Raw genomic sequence first — 15,205 nt, 5'->3', positions numbered from 1 at the left:
TCATCGGCCTACCTCCGCATGACGACCGGCTCGTGGCGGCGCAGCAGCCGCGCCACGGCCAGACCGAGGGCCAGACAGAGCACCACCATCATGCCCATGTCGAACAGCCAGACCTCCGCCGTGTGCCGCATCAGGGGATCGGCGGTCTTCTCGCTCGGCGCGGTCTTCCCGATGTCGATCGTCGCGCCCATCGCCGCGAACGCCCACCGCGAGGGCACGAGCCAGGCCAGCTGCTCCAGGACGGGCGTGCCGCGCACCTTCAGGAGCGCCCCGCAGAACACCACCTGCACGATCGCGAGGAGGACGAGCAGCGGCATCGTCACCTCCTCCTTGCGGACCAGCGCGGACACCAGCAGACCGAGCATCATCGCGGTGAAGGCGAGGAGCGCGACCGCGAGGGTGATCTCCACGAGCGGAGGCATCAGGACGCCCTTGCCACCGGGCACGTTGAGCGGCACGCCGATCAGGGCCACCAGGGTCAGGACCACCGCCTGCACGACCGTGATCAGACCGAGGACCACCACCTTGGAGGCGAGGTAGGCGGAGCGGGAGAGGCCGACGGCTCTCTCCCGGCGGTAGATCGTGCGCTCCTTGACCAGTTCGCGCACGGCGTTCGCGGCGCCCGTGAGCACCCCGCCCACGCAGAGGATGAGCAGCACGTTCAGCGTCGACTCGGGGTTGAGGCTGCCCTCGGACAGGGCCCGGGCCATCGCGCCCATCACGAACGGCAGGGCGATCATGATGGCGAGGAAGGTCCGGTCGGCGGCGAGCGCCGCCGCGTACCGGCGTACGAGCGTCCGCAGCTGGGAGCCCCAGCTCTGTGCCTTCGGCGGCGGCGCCGGCTCCGGGCCCGGCTCCGGGCCCGTCCGGCCGGCGGCGGGCACCGGGACGTCGGGGCGGGCCGTCGCGTCCGCGATGTACCGGCGGTGGAAACGGGAGGACCGGTACTGCCCGGCCCAGTCGCGGTCCCGGTCGTTCTCGAAGGCCTCGAAGGCCTCGGGCCACTGCTCGAAGCCGAAGAAGCCCAGGGTGTCGGCGGGCGGCCCGTAGTACGCGACCCGGCCGCCCGGCGCGAGGACGAGCAGCCGGTCGCACACGTCGAGGCTGAGCACGCTGTGCGTGACCACGACGACCGTGCGGCCGTCGTCCGCGAGCCCGCGCAGCATGTGCATCACGGAGCGGTCCATGCCCGGGTCGAGACCGGAGGTCGGCTCGTCCAGGAAGAGCAGGGACGGCTTGGTGAGCAGTTCGAGGGCGACGCTCACCCGCTTGCGCTGGCCGCCGGAGAGGCTGTGGATCGGCTGCTCCGCGCGCTCCACGAGCCCGAGCTCCCGGATCACCTCGTCGACCCGGGCCCGCCGCTCGGCCGCCACGGTGTCCTCGGGGAAACGGAGCTCGGCTGCGTAGCCGAGGGCCCTGCGGACGGTCAGCTGGAGGTGCAGGATGTCGTCCTGCGGGACGAGCCCGATGCGCTGGCGCAGTTCGGCGTAGTCCCGGTAGAGGTCACGGCCGTCGTAGAGCACCGTGCCCCGGTCGGCCGGGCGCTGACCGGTGAGCGCGCCCAGGAGCGTCGACTTCCCGGCCCCGGACGGTCCCACGACCGCGAGCAGGCACTTCTGGCCCACCGGGAACGACACCTCGTCGAGCAGGGTCTTGTGCCCGTGGTCGACGGTCACCGCGAGCGACCGGACGTCGAGGGAGACCTCGCCGGTGTCGGTGAACTCGACGAGCTTCCCGCCGATCAGGCAGAACGCGCTCCGGCCGATGCCGACGATGTCCTCCGCCGTCACCCGGGCGTCCACGACGGGGGCGCCGTTGAGGAAGGTGCCGTTGTGGCTGCCGAGGTCGTGGATCCAGTAGGTGCCGTCGGGGTGGGCGCGGAGCTCGGCGTGCCGCCGGGAGACGACCAGGTCGGCGACGATCACGTCGTTGTCGGGGGCGCGCCCGATCCGGATGCTGTGGGCAGGCAGCGGCCGCACGGAGGTCGGCTGCCGGAAGGTGCCCGTCGCGGCGGGATGCGAGACGGAGGGCGGCCGGAGGGCCTCGGGCCGGGGGGCCTCGGGCTCCGGAGTCCCGGGTCGGGGGGCCTCCGGCCGAGGCGTCCCGGGCGGGGGCTCCACGGGGGGTGGGGGTTCGGGCACCGGTGTGTCGGGCCCCGGGGCCTCGGGCAGCGGCGCCTTCGGCAGGTGTACGGAGGCGGGGACGGGCGCGGCGTCGGCCGGGGGGCCCTTGGGTGCGGGCGCGGGCTCGGGCTCGGCGGGCGGTCCGGCGGGCGCCGGTTCGGCGTCGGCGGGCGGTCCGGCGGGTGTGGGTTCGGCGTCGGCGGGCGGTCCGGCGGGCGTGGGTGGCGCGTCGGTGGCCGGCCCGGCAGGTGTGGGTCGTGCGCCGGCGGCCGGCCCGGCAGGTGTGGGTGGGGCATCGGCGGGTGCGGGTGCGGGTGCGGGCTCGGCCTCGGCCTCCGCCGGTGGACCGGCGGCGACGGCCTCCGCGGCGGGTGCCGGATCCGGCGGCCGGGCCGGGGCCCCGGTCGAGAGGACCGCGCGCGGCCCGTCGGCCGGATGCCCGAACCGCACGACCGTCCCCGGACCGACCTCGCGTGGCCGGGCGACCCGCAGGCCGTCCGCGAACGTGCCGTTCGTACTGCCCTCGTCCACCAGGGTCCAGTGGCCGCCGCCGGCGCTGAGCACCGCGTGGTGCCAGGACGCCCGGGCGTCCGCGAGCACGATGTCGCTGCTGGGGTCGCGCCCGATGCGATAGACGCGGCTCGGGGTCATGAGCATCGCGTCCCCGTCGATCTCGAGGACCAGATCGGGCGCCGCGGGCACTACGGGCCGCTCTGCCATGCGTGAATTTTATCCGCGGGCGCACCTCGCCGCCCGGGAAGCGGACGCCGGTAAGGTGGGCGTCCGCCGCGCGAGCGGCCCGAACGAGGAGGACGCACCCGTGCCGAAAGGTGTCACCAGGCGACGGCCCCGCACCCGCGCGGCGCTCCTGAAGGCAGCCCTGGAAACCTTCGCCGAGCACGGCTTCCACGCGACGACCATCGAGCAGATCTGCGAGCGCGCCGGCTACACGCGCGGGGCGTACTACTCGAACTTCGCGAGCAAGGAGGAGCTCTTCCTCGCCCTCTTCGACGAGCACAGCGAGCGGACGGTTCGGCGCCTCGCCGAGTCCATCGACGCGCTGACCCCCGAGGAGTACACCCTCACGCGGCTCGCGGAGCTCGCCGGCCGGGTCGAACCGGACGAGCGGGACTGGTACCTCGTCACCACCGAGTTCACCCTGCACGCCATCCGTGACCCGCAGGCCGCCTGGGTCCTCGCGCGCCACGACGAGCGGCTGCGGACCGAGATCGCCCGTGGCCTCACCCTCGTCCTGCGCCGGGCCGGACGCGAACTGACCGTGGAGGCCGACCGGTTCGCGCGCCTCCTCATCGCTCTGCGCGAGGGCGGACTCGCGCAGAGCTACGTCGAGCCGGCCGAGCTGCCGCCCGGCACCCTGGAACGGCAGTTCCTCGCCCCGCTCCTGGAGGCGACGACGCGCGAGGTCCCCGGTCGGGGACCCGCGGGTCAGTCGAACAGGTCGGGGTCGGACGCGGTGATCTGATCCCACAGCGGGCGCGCCTGGAACCAGCCGGCCAGGTGCCCGCCGATCTGTCCCCGGGTGAGCAGGGCCGTCTCCCGGTCGATGAGCTGCGGGGTGCCCGCCGCCATCGCGAGGAGCTGCGCCTGGCAGGAGCGCTCCATGGTGACGAACCACCACACGGCCTCGGCGACGGAGTGGCCGACCGTGAGCAGCCCGTGGTTCTTGAGGATGACCGCCTTGAAGTCGCCGAGGGCCTTGGCGACCCGCTCGCCCTCCTCCGTCTCGTTCACCACGCCCCGGTAGTCGTCGTAGATCCCGTGGTCCTCGAAGAACGCGCAGGCGTCCTGCGTGATCGGGTCGAGCGGGATGCCGAGGCTGGAGAAGGCCTTGCCGTGCAAGGAGTGCGAGTGCGCGGCGGCGACCGCGTCGGGGCGGGCGGCGTGGACCCGCGAGTGGATGACGAACGCGGCCCGGTTCACCGGCCGGCGTCCTTCGAGGACGTTCCCCTCGTGGTCCACCAGGATCAGGTCCGAGGCCTTGATCTGGGTGAAGCTCATGCCGAACGGGTTGACCCAGAAGGCGTTCGGGTCGCCGGGGTCGCGGACGGTGATGTGCCCGGCGACGCCCTCCGAGAAGCCGAACCTCCCGAAGATCCGGAACCCGGCGGCCAGCTGCTCCTTGCGGTGGCGGCGTTCCTCCTCGACGGACTCGAAGGTGGGCGGCAGCGGCACGATCGCGCCTTCGGGCAGCGGCCCGACGGCGGCGGCGAGAGCGGGCGGCACGGTGCTCATGGCGGCTCCTCGATGAGCGGAGGGGGCGGAGGTGGGGCTCGGCGCGCCAAAAGATACAGAGATGTATCCGATACGACAATGGATCAGCCGGCGGGGGCGCCGAAGCGGGCCAGGCAGTGCCAGACCTTCTTCACGTCCTGCTGGTCGTACCGGCCGGACGCGGCCGCCTCCTGCACGATCCGGGGGTCGAGCCGGCCGTCCACGGCGATCAGCGCCGCGAGCTCCACGTACGCGGGCCCCCGGAAGCCGGGGTGCCGCCGCAGCTCCTCGACGGAGACGCGGAATCCCGCGTGCCACTCCACCGGACACGGCAGCCGCCGCGCGGCCTCCTCCACCTCGGTGCCGCGGTGGCTCGGGTCCAGGACCAGCGCCTCCACGTCCCGACCGATCACGACCGGGCCGTGGACCTGCGCCTCGATGTAGTCGTCGAGCGGATCCTTCTCGTCGGCCTCCGCGAGGCCGATCAGACGCATCCGGGACGCGACGCCGAAGTCGCCCGGCTCCAGGAAGCTGTCGGGATAGCAGAAGGTCGCGCGCTCCAGGGCCGGCGCGGCGAGCCGCAGATGGGCGGAGCCGAAGCGCGGAGCCGCGCCGAAGGACCGGCGGCGGAAGTCCAGGGCGCCGTAGACCGGGCGCGCCTCCGCCGGAGCCTCGTCGTAGGCCCCGCCGAAGATGCGGCTCTCCCAGCGCCAACGGTCGCCGCCGGGGCGGGCGGTCAGGCCGCCGTTGCCGGTGCCGGTGGCGAACTGGGAGCGGTAGACGCCCTCGTCCGCGAGCCGGTGGAGGAAGTGCGGGTGGAAGTTGAGGGTGACCCGCAGAGTCGGGTCGAGCGGCGAGCCGGTGGAGCGGTCGGCCACATGGGCGAGGGCCCGCCGGGCGTGAGCGTGGAGGGGTGTCATCGGGGCAGTGTGGCGGAGCGGAGGGGGTTGCGGCCCGGGGTTTTCGGCGGATACGGTCAGGGCGGCGGAGAAAGCGCTTTCCCCCGTGATTTCCGGCCTTCTCCGCCACTCCCTGCCTCCGTCCGGTACGTCCTCCGGCCTCCCCGCGGCCCGTCCCCGTCCCGTACAGCCCCTGGAGTCCGCCGCGTGCCCACCGCCGACGTCCTGATCTGCACCCGTACGGCGGGATACCGCCACGACTCGATCCCCGCCGCCGCCGCCGCCCTCGCCGAACTGGCGCGGGAGCTCGGACGGGCCGCCGAGACCACCGGGGATCCGGGCGTCCTGACCCCCGAGCGGCTCGGCCGGTGCGCCGTCGTCGTCCTGCTGTCCACGACCGGGAACGTCCTGGCGCCCGAGGAGCGCACCGCCCTCGAGGCGTACCTCCGGGGCGGCGGCTCGCTCCTCGCCGTGCACGCCGCCGCCAACGCCGAACCGGACTGGCCCTTCTACGGCGAACTGCTCGGCACCCGGTTCGACGGCCACCCCGAGATCCAGCCGGGCCGCGTCCTCGTGGACACCCACGACCACCCGTCGACCGCCCCGCTCCCGGACCGCTGGTCCTGGACCGACGAGTGGTACAACTTCACGTCCGACCCGCGGGCCGCCGGCGTCCGGATCCTGGCCCGGGCCGACGAGTCCACGTACCGGGGCGGCACCCACGGCGACGACCACCCGCTCGTCTGGTGCCGGGAGATCGACCGGGGCCGCTTCTTCTTCACCGCGCTCGGGCACGCCTCGGAGGCCTACCTCGACCCGGCGTTCCGGGCCCACCTCTCCGGCGCCCTGGCCTGGCTCACCGCCTGACTCCGCGCCCCGGACCGGCGGGCAGGTCACCCCACCGCCCCGCCCCTGTTGCGCCGACGCCCAGGGAGCGGAAGGTTGCAGGTGGGGGCCGATGACAGAGGAGGCACGTCATGGGCATCGCCAGCGTGAACCCCGCGACCGGCGAGACGCTGCGCACCTACGAGGCCCACGGGCCCGAGGAGGTCGAGCGGCGCGTCGCCGCCGCGCACGAGGCGTACCGCCAGTACCGCACGACCCCCTTCGCCGAACGCGCCCGGCTCATGCGGGCCGCCGCGACCCTCCTCGACGAGGACACCGACGACATCGCCCGCACCATGACCACCGAGATGGGCAAGCCGATCGCGGCCTCCCGCGCGGAGGCCGCCAAGTGCGCCAAGGCCATGCGCTGGTACGCCAAGCACGCCGAGGAGCTGCTCGCCGACGAGCACCCGGCCGAGAGCGACGTCCAGGACTCCGGCGCCGACGTGGCCCGGGTCCACTACAGGCCGCTCGGCCCGATCCTCGCCGTCATGCCGTGGAACTTCCCCCTGTGGCAGGTGATCCGCTTCGCCGCGCCCGCGCTGATGGCGGGCAACACCGGCCTCCTCAAACACGCCTCCAACGTGCCGAGGACCGCGCTCTACCTGGGCGACCTCTTCCGCCGCGCCGGCTATCCCGACGGCTGCTTCCAGACCCTCCTCATCGGCTCCCGCGAGGTCGAGGGCGTCCTCCGGGACCCCCGGGTGGTGGCCGCCACCCTCACCGGCAGCGAACCGGCCGGGCGGGCCGTCGCCGCCGTCGCGGGCGACGAGGTGAAGAAGACCGTCCTGGAGCTCGGCGGCAGCGACCCGTACATCGTGATGCCCTCCGCCGACATCGTCGGGGCCGTGAAGACCGCCGTCACCGCGCGCGTGCAGAACAACGGCCAGTCCTGCATCGCCGCCAAGCGGTTCATCGTCCACCAGGACGTGTACGACGACTTCTCGGAGCGCTTCACCGCCGCCATGAACGCCCTCACCGTCGGCGACCCCCTCGACGAGTCCACCGACGTCGGCCCCCTCGCCACCGAGCAGGGCCGCGCCGACCTGGAGGCCCTCGTCGACGACGCCGTGGAGCGGGGAGCCACCGCCCTGTGCGGCGGGCACCGTCCCGAGGAGCCGGCGCTCCGGAACGGCTGGTACTACCGGCCCACGGTCCTCACCGGCATCACCCCGGAGATGCGGATCCACCAGGAGGAGGCGTTCGGCCCGGTCGCCACGGTCTACCCGGTCAGCGACATCGAGGAGGCCGTGGCCGTCGCCAACGACTCGCCGTTCGGCCTCAGTTCCAATGTGTGGACGCGCTCCGCGGACGACGTCGCGTTCTTCGTCCGCGACCTGGAGGCGGGCGGTGTCTTCGTCAACGGCATGACGGCCTCGCATCCCGCGCTCCCCTTCGGCGGGATCAAGCGCTCGGGGTACGGCCGCGAGCTCTCCGGCCACGGCATCCGCGAGTTCTGCAACGCGACCACGGTCTGGCAGCGCGCCTGACCCGTCCCCGGCTCAGGCCGCCGCCCACGCCAGGAGACGTTCCGCGGGCCAGGTGTTGATCACCCGGTCCGCCGGGACCCCGCACTCCTCGGCCCGGGCGCAGCCCAGGATCTGCCACTCCAGCTGACCGGGCGCGTGGGCGTCCGTGTCGACGGCGAAGTACGTCCCCGCCGCGACCGCCGCCCGCAGCAGCCGGCGCGGCGGATCGAGGCGCTCCGGGCGGCTGTTGATCTCCACCGCGGTCCCCGACTCGGCACAGGCGGCGAAGACGCGCTCCGCGTCGAACTCGGACTCCGGCCGCAGCCGCCCGCCCGCCACCAGGCGTCCGGTGCAATGCCCGAGCACGTCCATCAGCGGGTCCCGCACGGCCCGTTCGAGGCGGCGGGTCATCGACCGGGCGTCCATCCGGAGCTTCGAGTGGACCGAGCCGACCACCAGATCCAGGCGCGCGAGCAGCTCCGGCTCCTGGTCGAGCGAGCCGTCCTCCAGGATGTCGCACTCGATCCCGGTCAGGAGCCTGAAGGGCGCCCACTCCTCGTTGAGCCGCGCCACCACGTCCAGTTGCTCCCGCAGGCGCTCGGGGGACAGGCCCCGCGCCACCGTGAGCCGCGGCGAGTGGTCGGTGAGGACCGCCCACTCGTGGCCGAGCGCCGCCGCGGCACGCCCCATGGCCTCGATCGTGGCGCCGCCGTCGGACCAGTCCGAGTGCAGGTGGCAGTCGCCGCGCAGGGCCGCCCGCAGCGCCTCACCGCCCCGGCCGTCCGCCTCCGCCGGCCCCAGGGAGGCCTCCAGCTCCTCCTCCAGGTGCGCCAGGTACTCCGGCACCCGGCCCTCCAGGGCCTCGCGCACCACCGCCGCCGTCTTCGGGCCGACGCCCTTCAGGGACTCCAGGGTGCCCGCCGCCGCGCGCCGGGCCGCCTCGCCCTCCGGCAGGGCGGCGACGGCGGCGGAGGCCGTACGGAAGGCCCGCGCCCGGTAGCCGGGGGCCTGGGCGCGTTCCAGGAGGAACGCGATGCGGTTCAGGGCGGCGACGGGATCCACGGAGACCTCCTCACCCACCGCCGGGGGCGGGCGAGACGGCCACCGGGGCCGGCCCGATCTCGCACCACACCGCCTTGCCCTCGCCGCGCGGTTCCACGCCCCACCGGGAGGCCAGCGCGTCGAGCAGCAGCAGTCCCCGCCCCGAGGTGGCGGCCTCGCCGGGGGTGCGCCGCCGGGGCCAGGCGCTCGACCGGTCCTGCACCGAGAGCCGTACCCGCCGCACCGGCTCGGGCAGCACCTCCAGGGTCAGCACCGCGCCGCCCTCGGTGTGCAGCAGCACGTTCACGAGGAGCTCGCCCGTCAACAGCTCGGCGTCGTCGGCGAGTTCCGGCATGCCCCAGTCGCGGAGCGCCTGCCCGACGGCCGCGCGCGCATCGGAGAGGCCCTGCGGGTCGGCCTGGTGGATGTACTGGTGGATGCGCGGCGCCCGGACCGTGCCCGGGTCCGGGCTGCGCCGCAGCACGAGGAGCGCCACGTCGTCGCCCGAGCCCCACCGCTCCCACAGGCGCTCCGAGAGGTGGTCGGCGAGCGCCTCCGCCTGCGGAGGGCCGCTGCTGATCGCGCCCGACAGCGCGGCGAGACCGGACTCGATGTCCGATCCGGGCTGCTCGACGAGCCCGTCGGTGCAGAGCACCAGCGTCTCCCCGGGCACCAGGTCGAGCCGCGTCTCCGGGAACTCCTCCTCCCCGAACACGGTCGCCAGACCCAGCGGGAGCCCGCCCCGCAGCTTGGGCTGCCCGACCCGGCCGTCGGTGTGCCGGATCAGCGGACCGAGATGCCCGGCCCGTACGGCGCGCAGGGTGCCGCTCGCCAGGTCCACCTGCGCGTACGTGCAGGTCGCGAAGCGGTTGGTGTCCAGCTCGGCGAGGAACCGGGAGGCCCGGGCGAGGACCGTCGACGGGGCGTGCCCCTCACCGGCGTACGCGCGCAGGGCGATCCGCAGCTGCCCCATGATGGCGGCGGCGTGCGTGTCGTGGCCCTGGACGTCGCCGACGACGATCCCGACCCGGCCGCGGGGCAGCGGGATCACGTCGTACCAGTCGCCGCCGACCTGCCGGCCGCTCCACGCCGCGTGATAGCGGACGGCGATCTCCCCGCCGGTGATCTGCGGGATCCGGCGCGGCAGCATCGTCGCCTGGAGTCCGGTCGCCAGCTCCCGCTCCTCGTCGAAGAGGATCGCCCGCTGGAGCGACTGGGCGACGATCGCCGCGAGACCCAGCGCGAGGTTGCGCTCGTCGGCGTTGAACGAGGTGCGGCCCCGGTAGAAGAGGGCCATGCCGCCCAGCGAACGCGCCTGCGCCACCAGCGGGAGGTAGCAGGCGGCCCGGAACTCCAGCCGTGCCACGTACGGGGCGAGTTCGGGGAAGTCCCGGCCCAGCGAGGGGAACGAGGAGACGAACCGGGGCCGCCCGCTCAGTACCGCCTCCGCCAGCGGCAGCTTCCGGTCGAGGCGGCGGCTGCGGAAGTCGTTGAGGATGTCGAGGGATTCGCCGCTGAGCGCGATGATGTTCAACGAGCCGTTCTCGACGAGGCCGAGCGCGAGACCGTCCGCGCCGAGCCGGGCGAGACCGCCCGGACCGGTCAGGGCGGCCGTCACGTCGTCCACGGTCACCGCGCGCGACAGCGCGTTCGTCGTCCGCTCGACGATGTTCGTCTGGACCTCGCGCCGCTTCTCCAGCTCCTGCACGAACGCGAAGTGCGCGACCTCGGCGGTCGTGTCCCGCACGACGCCGACGATCCGCCGGGCCCGGCCGTCCGGCGAGCGCAGGATCCGCGCCTGCACATGCGTCCAGTGGGGTGATCCGTCGGCCTGCGGGATGGGGAAGTGCGCCGTGTAGGAGACCGCGCCGCTCTTGACGGCCTGCCGTACGACGCCCTCCAGTTTGGCCCGCTCCTCGGGGTCCAGACGCGTGATGAGCGTCGCCGGGCGGCCGTCGTGGGCGTCCGGGGCCACGCCGAAGAGCAGCAGCCCGGACTCGTCGACATCGATGGTGCCCGTGTCGAGATCCCAGTCGAAGCTGCCGGTCCGGTTCATGGCGAGCCACTCGGCGGGCCCGATCTCGCCACTGCGCGTACGCCGGTCGTCATCGGTCATCCTCCCCATTGTCGAACCCGCACCCCGCGGACGCCATGGCGGTGACACGGCGTGGCGCGAGTTCGCCGCCCCGGGCGGGTCCGGGGGGCCGCCCCGTCACGGCCGGCGCGCCGGGGCAGAATGGGCCGGTGCAGCCGCCCTACCGTGTTCTCGGTCCGTGTCAGGCCTTCCGTACCGACGACGGGACGGAGGCCGCCCTGAGCGGGGCCAGGCTCCGGGCCCTCCTCACCGCGCTCGCCGCGGCCGGCGGACGCGCCGTGGGCCCCGGAGCACTGATCGACCAGGTCTGGGCCGACGGCGATCCCGCCGACGACCAGGACCGCACGGCGGCGCTCCAGGCCCTCGTCGGCCGCCTGCGCCGCGCCCTGGGCCGCGAGGCCGTCGTCTCGGCCCCCGGCGGCTACCGGCTCGCCGCCGGCCCGGACGCCGTCGACCTGCACCTCTTCGAACGGCTCGCCGCCGAAGGCGCCGCCGCCCTCGCCGACGGCCACGCCGAGCGGGCCGCCGCGCTCCTCGACGAGGCCCTGGGACTGTGGCGCGGGCCCGCCCTCGCGGACCTGCCCGGCCGGGACACCGACCCCCTGGTCGTACGGGTCGAGCAGCGCCACGCCCAGGCGCGGCGCGACCGGCTCGCCGCCGACCTCGCCCTGGGGCGGGCCACCGCCGTCCTCGCGCCGCTCGCCGCGCTCGCCGCCGGGCAGCCGCTCGACGAACCCCTCCAGGCCCTGCGGATCCGCGCCCTGCGGGCGGCCGGGCGGCCCGCCGAGGCCCTCGCCGCGTACGAGGAGGTACGCGCGGCCCTCGCGGACCGGCTCGGCGCCGACCCGGGGCCGGAACTGCGCTCCCTGCACACCGAACTCCTCACGGAGGACGGTCCGGTACCGACCGGGCTGCCCGCCCGGCCCGGGCCCTCGGGCGGCCTTCCCGCCCGCCTGACCTCGTTCATCGGCCGGGCGGACGAACTGGGCTCGCTCGCCGCCGCCTGGGACGGACGGCGGCTCGTCACCCTCACCGGGCCGGGCGGCGTCGGCAAGACACGGCTCGCCCTGGAGGCGGCCGGGACGTACGAAGGCCCCGTCCACCTCGCCGAACTCGCCTCCGTCCGCGAGGAGTCCACGGTCGCCGCCGCCGTCCTCACCGCGCTGGGGGCCCGCGAGACCCAGCTCTGGCAGACGCCGGCCGTCGCCCCGGCGGCACCGAAGGACCGGTTCGCGGCCCTCGTCGAGCACTGCGCCGGGCGCCGGATGCTGCTCGTCCTCGACAACTGCGAGCACGTCGTCGCCGAGGCGGCGGAGCTCGCGCAGGCGCTCCTCACCCGCTGCCCGGCCGTCACCGTACTGGCGACGAGCCGCGAGCCCCTGGGGGTGCCGGGGGAGGAGGTCCGGCCAGTGGGCCCGCTGCCGGCGGACATGGCACTCCGGCTCCTCGGCGAGCGGGGCGCCGCCGCCCGCCCGGGGTTCGACGTGACGGAGGACGCCGAGGCGGCGGAGGAGATCTGCCGCCGGCTCGACGGGCTGCCGCTGGCGATCGAACTGGCGGCGGCGCGGCTGCGGATGCTGTCGGCACGGCAGATCGCGGACCGGCTCGACGACCGCTTCAGACTGCTGACCTCGGGTGCGCGGACGGTGCTGCCGCGGCAGCAGACGCTGCGGGCGGTGGTGGACTGGTCGTGGGACCTCCTCGACCCGGGCGAACGGGCGGTGCTGCGGCGGCTCGCGGTGTTCACGGGCGGGTGCGACCTCGCGGCGGCGGAGGCGGTGTGCGCGGACGCAGCGGCGGGAGGACCCGCCGACGTCCTGGACGTCCTGGGTGCCCTGGTCGACAAGTCGCTGGTGGTGGCCGCCCCGGACGCCGACGGGATGCGCTTCCGGCTCCTGGAGACCGTGGCCGAGTACGCGGGGGAGCGGCTGGACGAGGCCGGGGAGCGGGCGGCGGTCGCGCGGCGCCACCTCACGTACCACCGGGAGCTCGCCCGCCGGACCGAGCCGGAGATGCGCGGTCCCGGACAGGTGGCCGCCATCGCCCGCTTCGAGCGGGAGCACGGCAACCTGCGCGGCGCCCTCCGGACGGCCGTGGCGCTCGGCGACGAGCAGGAGGTGCTCTGCCTCGTGCACGCGCTCAGCTGGTTCTGGCAGCTCCGCAACCACCAGGTCGACGCCCGCACCTGGGCCGTCGAAGCCTGCCGCCTCGGACCCGACCCCTTCCTGGAACCGGTCCGCCCCGCCGGGCCGCTGGAAGGACGGTGCGTGGACGTGCCGCCGCCGTGGACCGGCGAGCGGCTGTGGGAGGCCCGGCGCGGCGGCAGGCTGTACGCCCTGGCGACCGAGGGCGGCGACGGCGCCACCGCCCTCGAACGGCCCGAGACCCGCGCCCGGCTCGCCGCCCTGGTCGCCGCGTACCGCCCCGGCCTCCCGCAGACCTGCAGCCAGCCCGGCACGATGTGGTACTTCGCCCGGCTCATGACCGGGGAGCTCACCGACCTCGACGAGACCCTGACCCTGATCGTCGACGCCTGCCGCGCCCACGCCTCCGGCTGGGACCTCGGCTTCGCCCTCCTGATGCGGGCCAAGCTCGCCGCCCACGGCGCCGACGCCGCCGAGGCGCTCGCCCTCTTCGAGGCCGCCGGGGACTCCTGGGGGATCGCGGAGTCCCTCGCCGCCCGGGGCGAGGCCTACGAGCGGGAGGGCCGGCTCGCCGAGGCCGCCGCCGACTTCGAGCGGGCGACCGGCGCCGCCGCCCTGGTCGGCGCACGCTCCCAGGTGCCCGTCTTCACGGCCCGCCTCGCGGCCGTACGGCTCCGGCTCCGCCCGGCGGGGGACGCGGAGGCCGAACGGCTCCTGGCCGAAGCCGCCGACGAGGCCGGGCAGTGGGGCGCGGAGGCCGCCGGCACCGCGCGGCTGCTCCTCGCCCAGCACTACGGCCACACCGGGCGCACCGGCCTCGCCCGCGCCCAGCTCTCCCTCCTGGAGGGGGAGTTCGGAGACGTCACCCCCTCGCTCTTCTGGGGGCTGGTCGGCGGGACCTGGGCGTGGCTCGACTGCCTCGACACCGCCTACGACCGGGCCCTGGAACGCCTCGCCCGGGCGGTCGTGGACGTGGAGACCCTCGCCCATCTCGTCGCCCCGCACCTCGTCGTCGCCCAGTTCGGGACCGCCGCCTGGGCCCGCGGCGGGCGCGACGCCCCGGGCGACGCCGAGACGGGGGCCCGGCTCCTCGGCGCGTACGACGCCCACGCCGGCTCCGACACCGGGGGCGGCTTCCGCCCCTTCACCGCGCAGACCGAGGCCGCGATCCGTGCCCGCGCCGAAGCCGTGCTCCGCGCGGCCCTGCCCCCGGAGACGTACACCCGCCGGTACGAGGAGGGCGCCGGCCTCTCCCTCAGGGAGGCCGCCGCCCTCGTCCGGGACCCGGAGGGCGGGGCACCCCCTAGGGCCTGTCCGGCGGATCACGGCCGGAGCCCTGATCCGCCGGACAGGTCCTAACCGAGGTCCTCCAGGCGTTCGCGCGCCTCGGCCAGGTCCTCCGGGGTCGGCGCGTCGTCCTGGGTGAGACGGCGTCGCCAGTACCCGGTGAAGTGCACCGAGCGCCGGTCGACACCCCGCTCCTCCACGAGGTGCCGTCGCAGTCCGCGCACCGCCGAGGCCTCGCCCGCCAGCCAGACGTACGGCCGCCCGGGCGGCAGGGTGTCCGCCCGCACGGCCTCGGCCGGCGAGTCGCCGTCGCGCAGGTGGCGCACGGTCAGGTCCCCGGCGGTCGGCAGCGGCTGCTCCTCGGCCGCGTCGGGCACCTGGACGTAGGCGAGGGCCCGCCGTCCCGGAGGCAGCGCGGCGACGACGGTGGCGAGCGCGGGGAGCGCGCAGGCGTCGGCGTACAGGAGCGTCCAGTCGCCCGCGCCCGGATCGACGGGTACCGCGAGCGCCGCCGAGGGCCCGAACATGCCCAGCCTGTCCCCGGGCCGCGCGGACCGGGCCCAGGCCGTCGCGGGGCCCGCGTCCTCGCCCTCCCCGTGGAGGAAGAAGTCGATGTCGAGGGTCCCGGCGGCCGGGTCGTGCGCCCGGAGGGTGTAGCTCCGCATCCACGGGCGCTCCGCCTCGGGGAGCGCCGCGTAGGCCGCGTACCAGCGCATCGCGTCGCCGTCGGGCCCGGGCACCGGCAGTACCGGCTCCGTCTGGCCCGGCCGGGGGAAGAACAGCTTCACCTGCTGGTCGGGGCCGGCCAGGACGAAGCCGTCGAGGCCGGGGCCGCCGAGGGTCACCCGGCGCATGCGTGGGGTCACCGGGCGGACGGCGGTCACCCGCAGGCGGTGCAGGGGCAGGGGCTGGGGCATCGGGTACTCCTCGGGGCGGCGGGGCTGGGCCCCCACCCTTCCCGTACCGGTCGACACGCCGCCGACAGCCCGTCGACACGTGAGGACCGACGGCCCCGGATGCGCGCACGGGG

The 15,205-nt window shown here is 75.3% G+C and carries 10 protein-coding genes; 4 read left to right on the top strand and 6 right to left on the bottom strand.

Annotation, left to right across the window (positions count from 1 at the left end):
- Positions 1–8 precede the first annotated feature (8 nt).
- Entirely contained in the window at positions 9–2,843 is a 2,835-nt protein-coding gene (locus IE237_RS33485) for an FHA domain-containing protein (protein ID WP_189805925.1), read from the bottom strand.
- Positions 2,844–2,943: 100 nt separating this feature from the next.
- Between IE237_RS33485 and IE237_RS33480 the strand changes: the two genes are divergently transcribed.
- Positions 2,944–3,606, top strand: a complete 663-nt coding sequence (locus IE237_RS33480) for a TetR/AcrR family transcriptional regulator (protein WP_189805924.1) — start codon at positions 2,944–2,946, stop codon at positions 3,604–3,606.
- Here IE237_RS33480 and IE237_RS33475 read toward each other — a convergent pair.
- Both IE237_RS33475 and IE237_RS33470 read right to left on the bottom strand, forming a co-directional pair.
- Positions 3,570–4,376, bottom strand: a complete 807-nt coding sequence (locus tag IE237_RS33475; protein WP_086831924.1) for a class II aldolase/adducin family protein — start codon at positions 4,374–4,376, stop codon at positions 3,570–3,572. The two genes, IE237_RS33480 and IE237_RS33475, sit on opposite strands and share 37 nt — an antisense overlap.
- An 83-nt stretch (positions 4,377–4,459) precedes the next feature.
- Positions 4,460–5,275 carry a DUF3626 domain-containing protein gene (locus IE237_RS33470; RefSeq protein WP_189805923.1) on the bottom strand — a complete coding sequence of 272 codons (816 nt, stop codon included), beginning with the start codon at positions 5,273–5,275 and terminating at the stop codon, positions 4,460–4,462.
- A gap of 186 nt (positions 5,276–5,461) precedes the next feature.
- Here IE237_RS33470 and IE237_RS33465 point away from each other — a divergent pair, with 186 nt between their 5' ends.
- The gene (locus tag IE237_RS33465; protein WP_189805922.1) at positions 5,462–6,121 is read left to right on the top strand and encodes a ThuA domain-containing protein; all 660 of its coding nucleotides are present in this window, start codon (positions 5,462–5,464) and stop codon (positions 6,119–6,121) included.
- Between the two features lie 110 nt (positions 6,122–6,231).
- Positions 6,232–7,629 carry an NADP-dependent succinic semialdehyde dehydrogenase gene (locus tag IE237_RS33460; RefSeq protein WP_189805921.1) on the top strand — a complete coding sequence of 466 codons (1,398 nt, stop codon included), beginning with the start codon at positions 6,232–6,234 and terminating at the stop codon, positions 7,627–7,629.
- 12 nt (positions 7,630–7,641) lie between these two features.
- On the opposite strand, the gene IE237_RS33455 is transcribed toward IE237_RS33460, so the two are convergent.
- A complete protein-coding gene (locus tag IE237_RS33455; protein WP_189805920.1) occupies positions 7,642–8,670 on the bottom strand; it encodes a PHP domain-containing protein in 1,029 nt (342 codons plus the stop codon).
- A 10-nt stretch (positions 8,671–8,680) separates the two neighbouring features.
- A complete protein-coding gene (locus IE237_RS33450) occupies positions 8,681–10,765 on the bottom strand; it encodes a SpoIIE family protein phosphatase (protein ID WP_189805919.1) in 2,085 nt (694 codons plus the stop codon).
- Between the two features lie 128 nt (positions 10,766–10,893).
- On the opposite strand from IE237_RS33450, the gene IE237_RS33445 reads away from it, so the two are divergent.
- Entirely contained in the window at positions 10,894–14,247 is a 3,354-nt protein-coding gene (locus tag IE237_RS33445) for an ATP-binding protein (RefSeq protein ID WP_229843259.1), read from the top strand.
- On the opposite strand, the gene IE237_RS33440 is transcribed toward IE237_RS33445, so the two are convergent.
- Positions 14,244–15,092 carry a siderophore-interacting protein gene (locus IE237_RS33440; protein ID WP_189805917.1) on the bottom strand — a complete coding sequence of 283 codons (849 nt, stop codon included), beginning with the start codon at positions 15,090–15,092 and terminating at the stop codon, positions 14,244–14,246. The two genes, IE237_RS33445 and IE237_RS33440, sit on opposite strands and share 4 nt — an antisense overlap.
- Positions 15,093–15,205 lie beyond the last annotated feature (113 nt).

Source organism: Streptomyces tanashiensis, from assembly GCF_014648895.1.
In the GTDB taxonomy this organism is placed as follows: Bacteria; Actinomycetota; Actinomycetes; order Streptomycetales; family Streptomycetaceae; genus Streptomyces; species Streptomyces tanashiensis.
The sequence above is the reverse complement of the archived record's forward strand: the minus strand, read 5'-3'. Positions and strand labels throughout refer to the sequence as shown.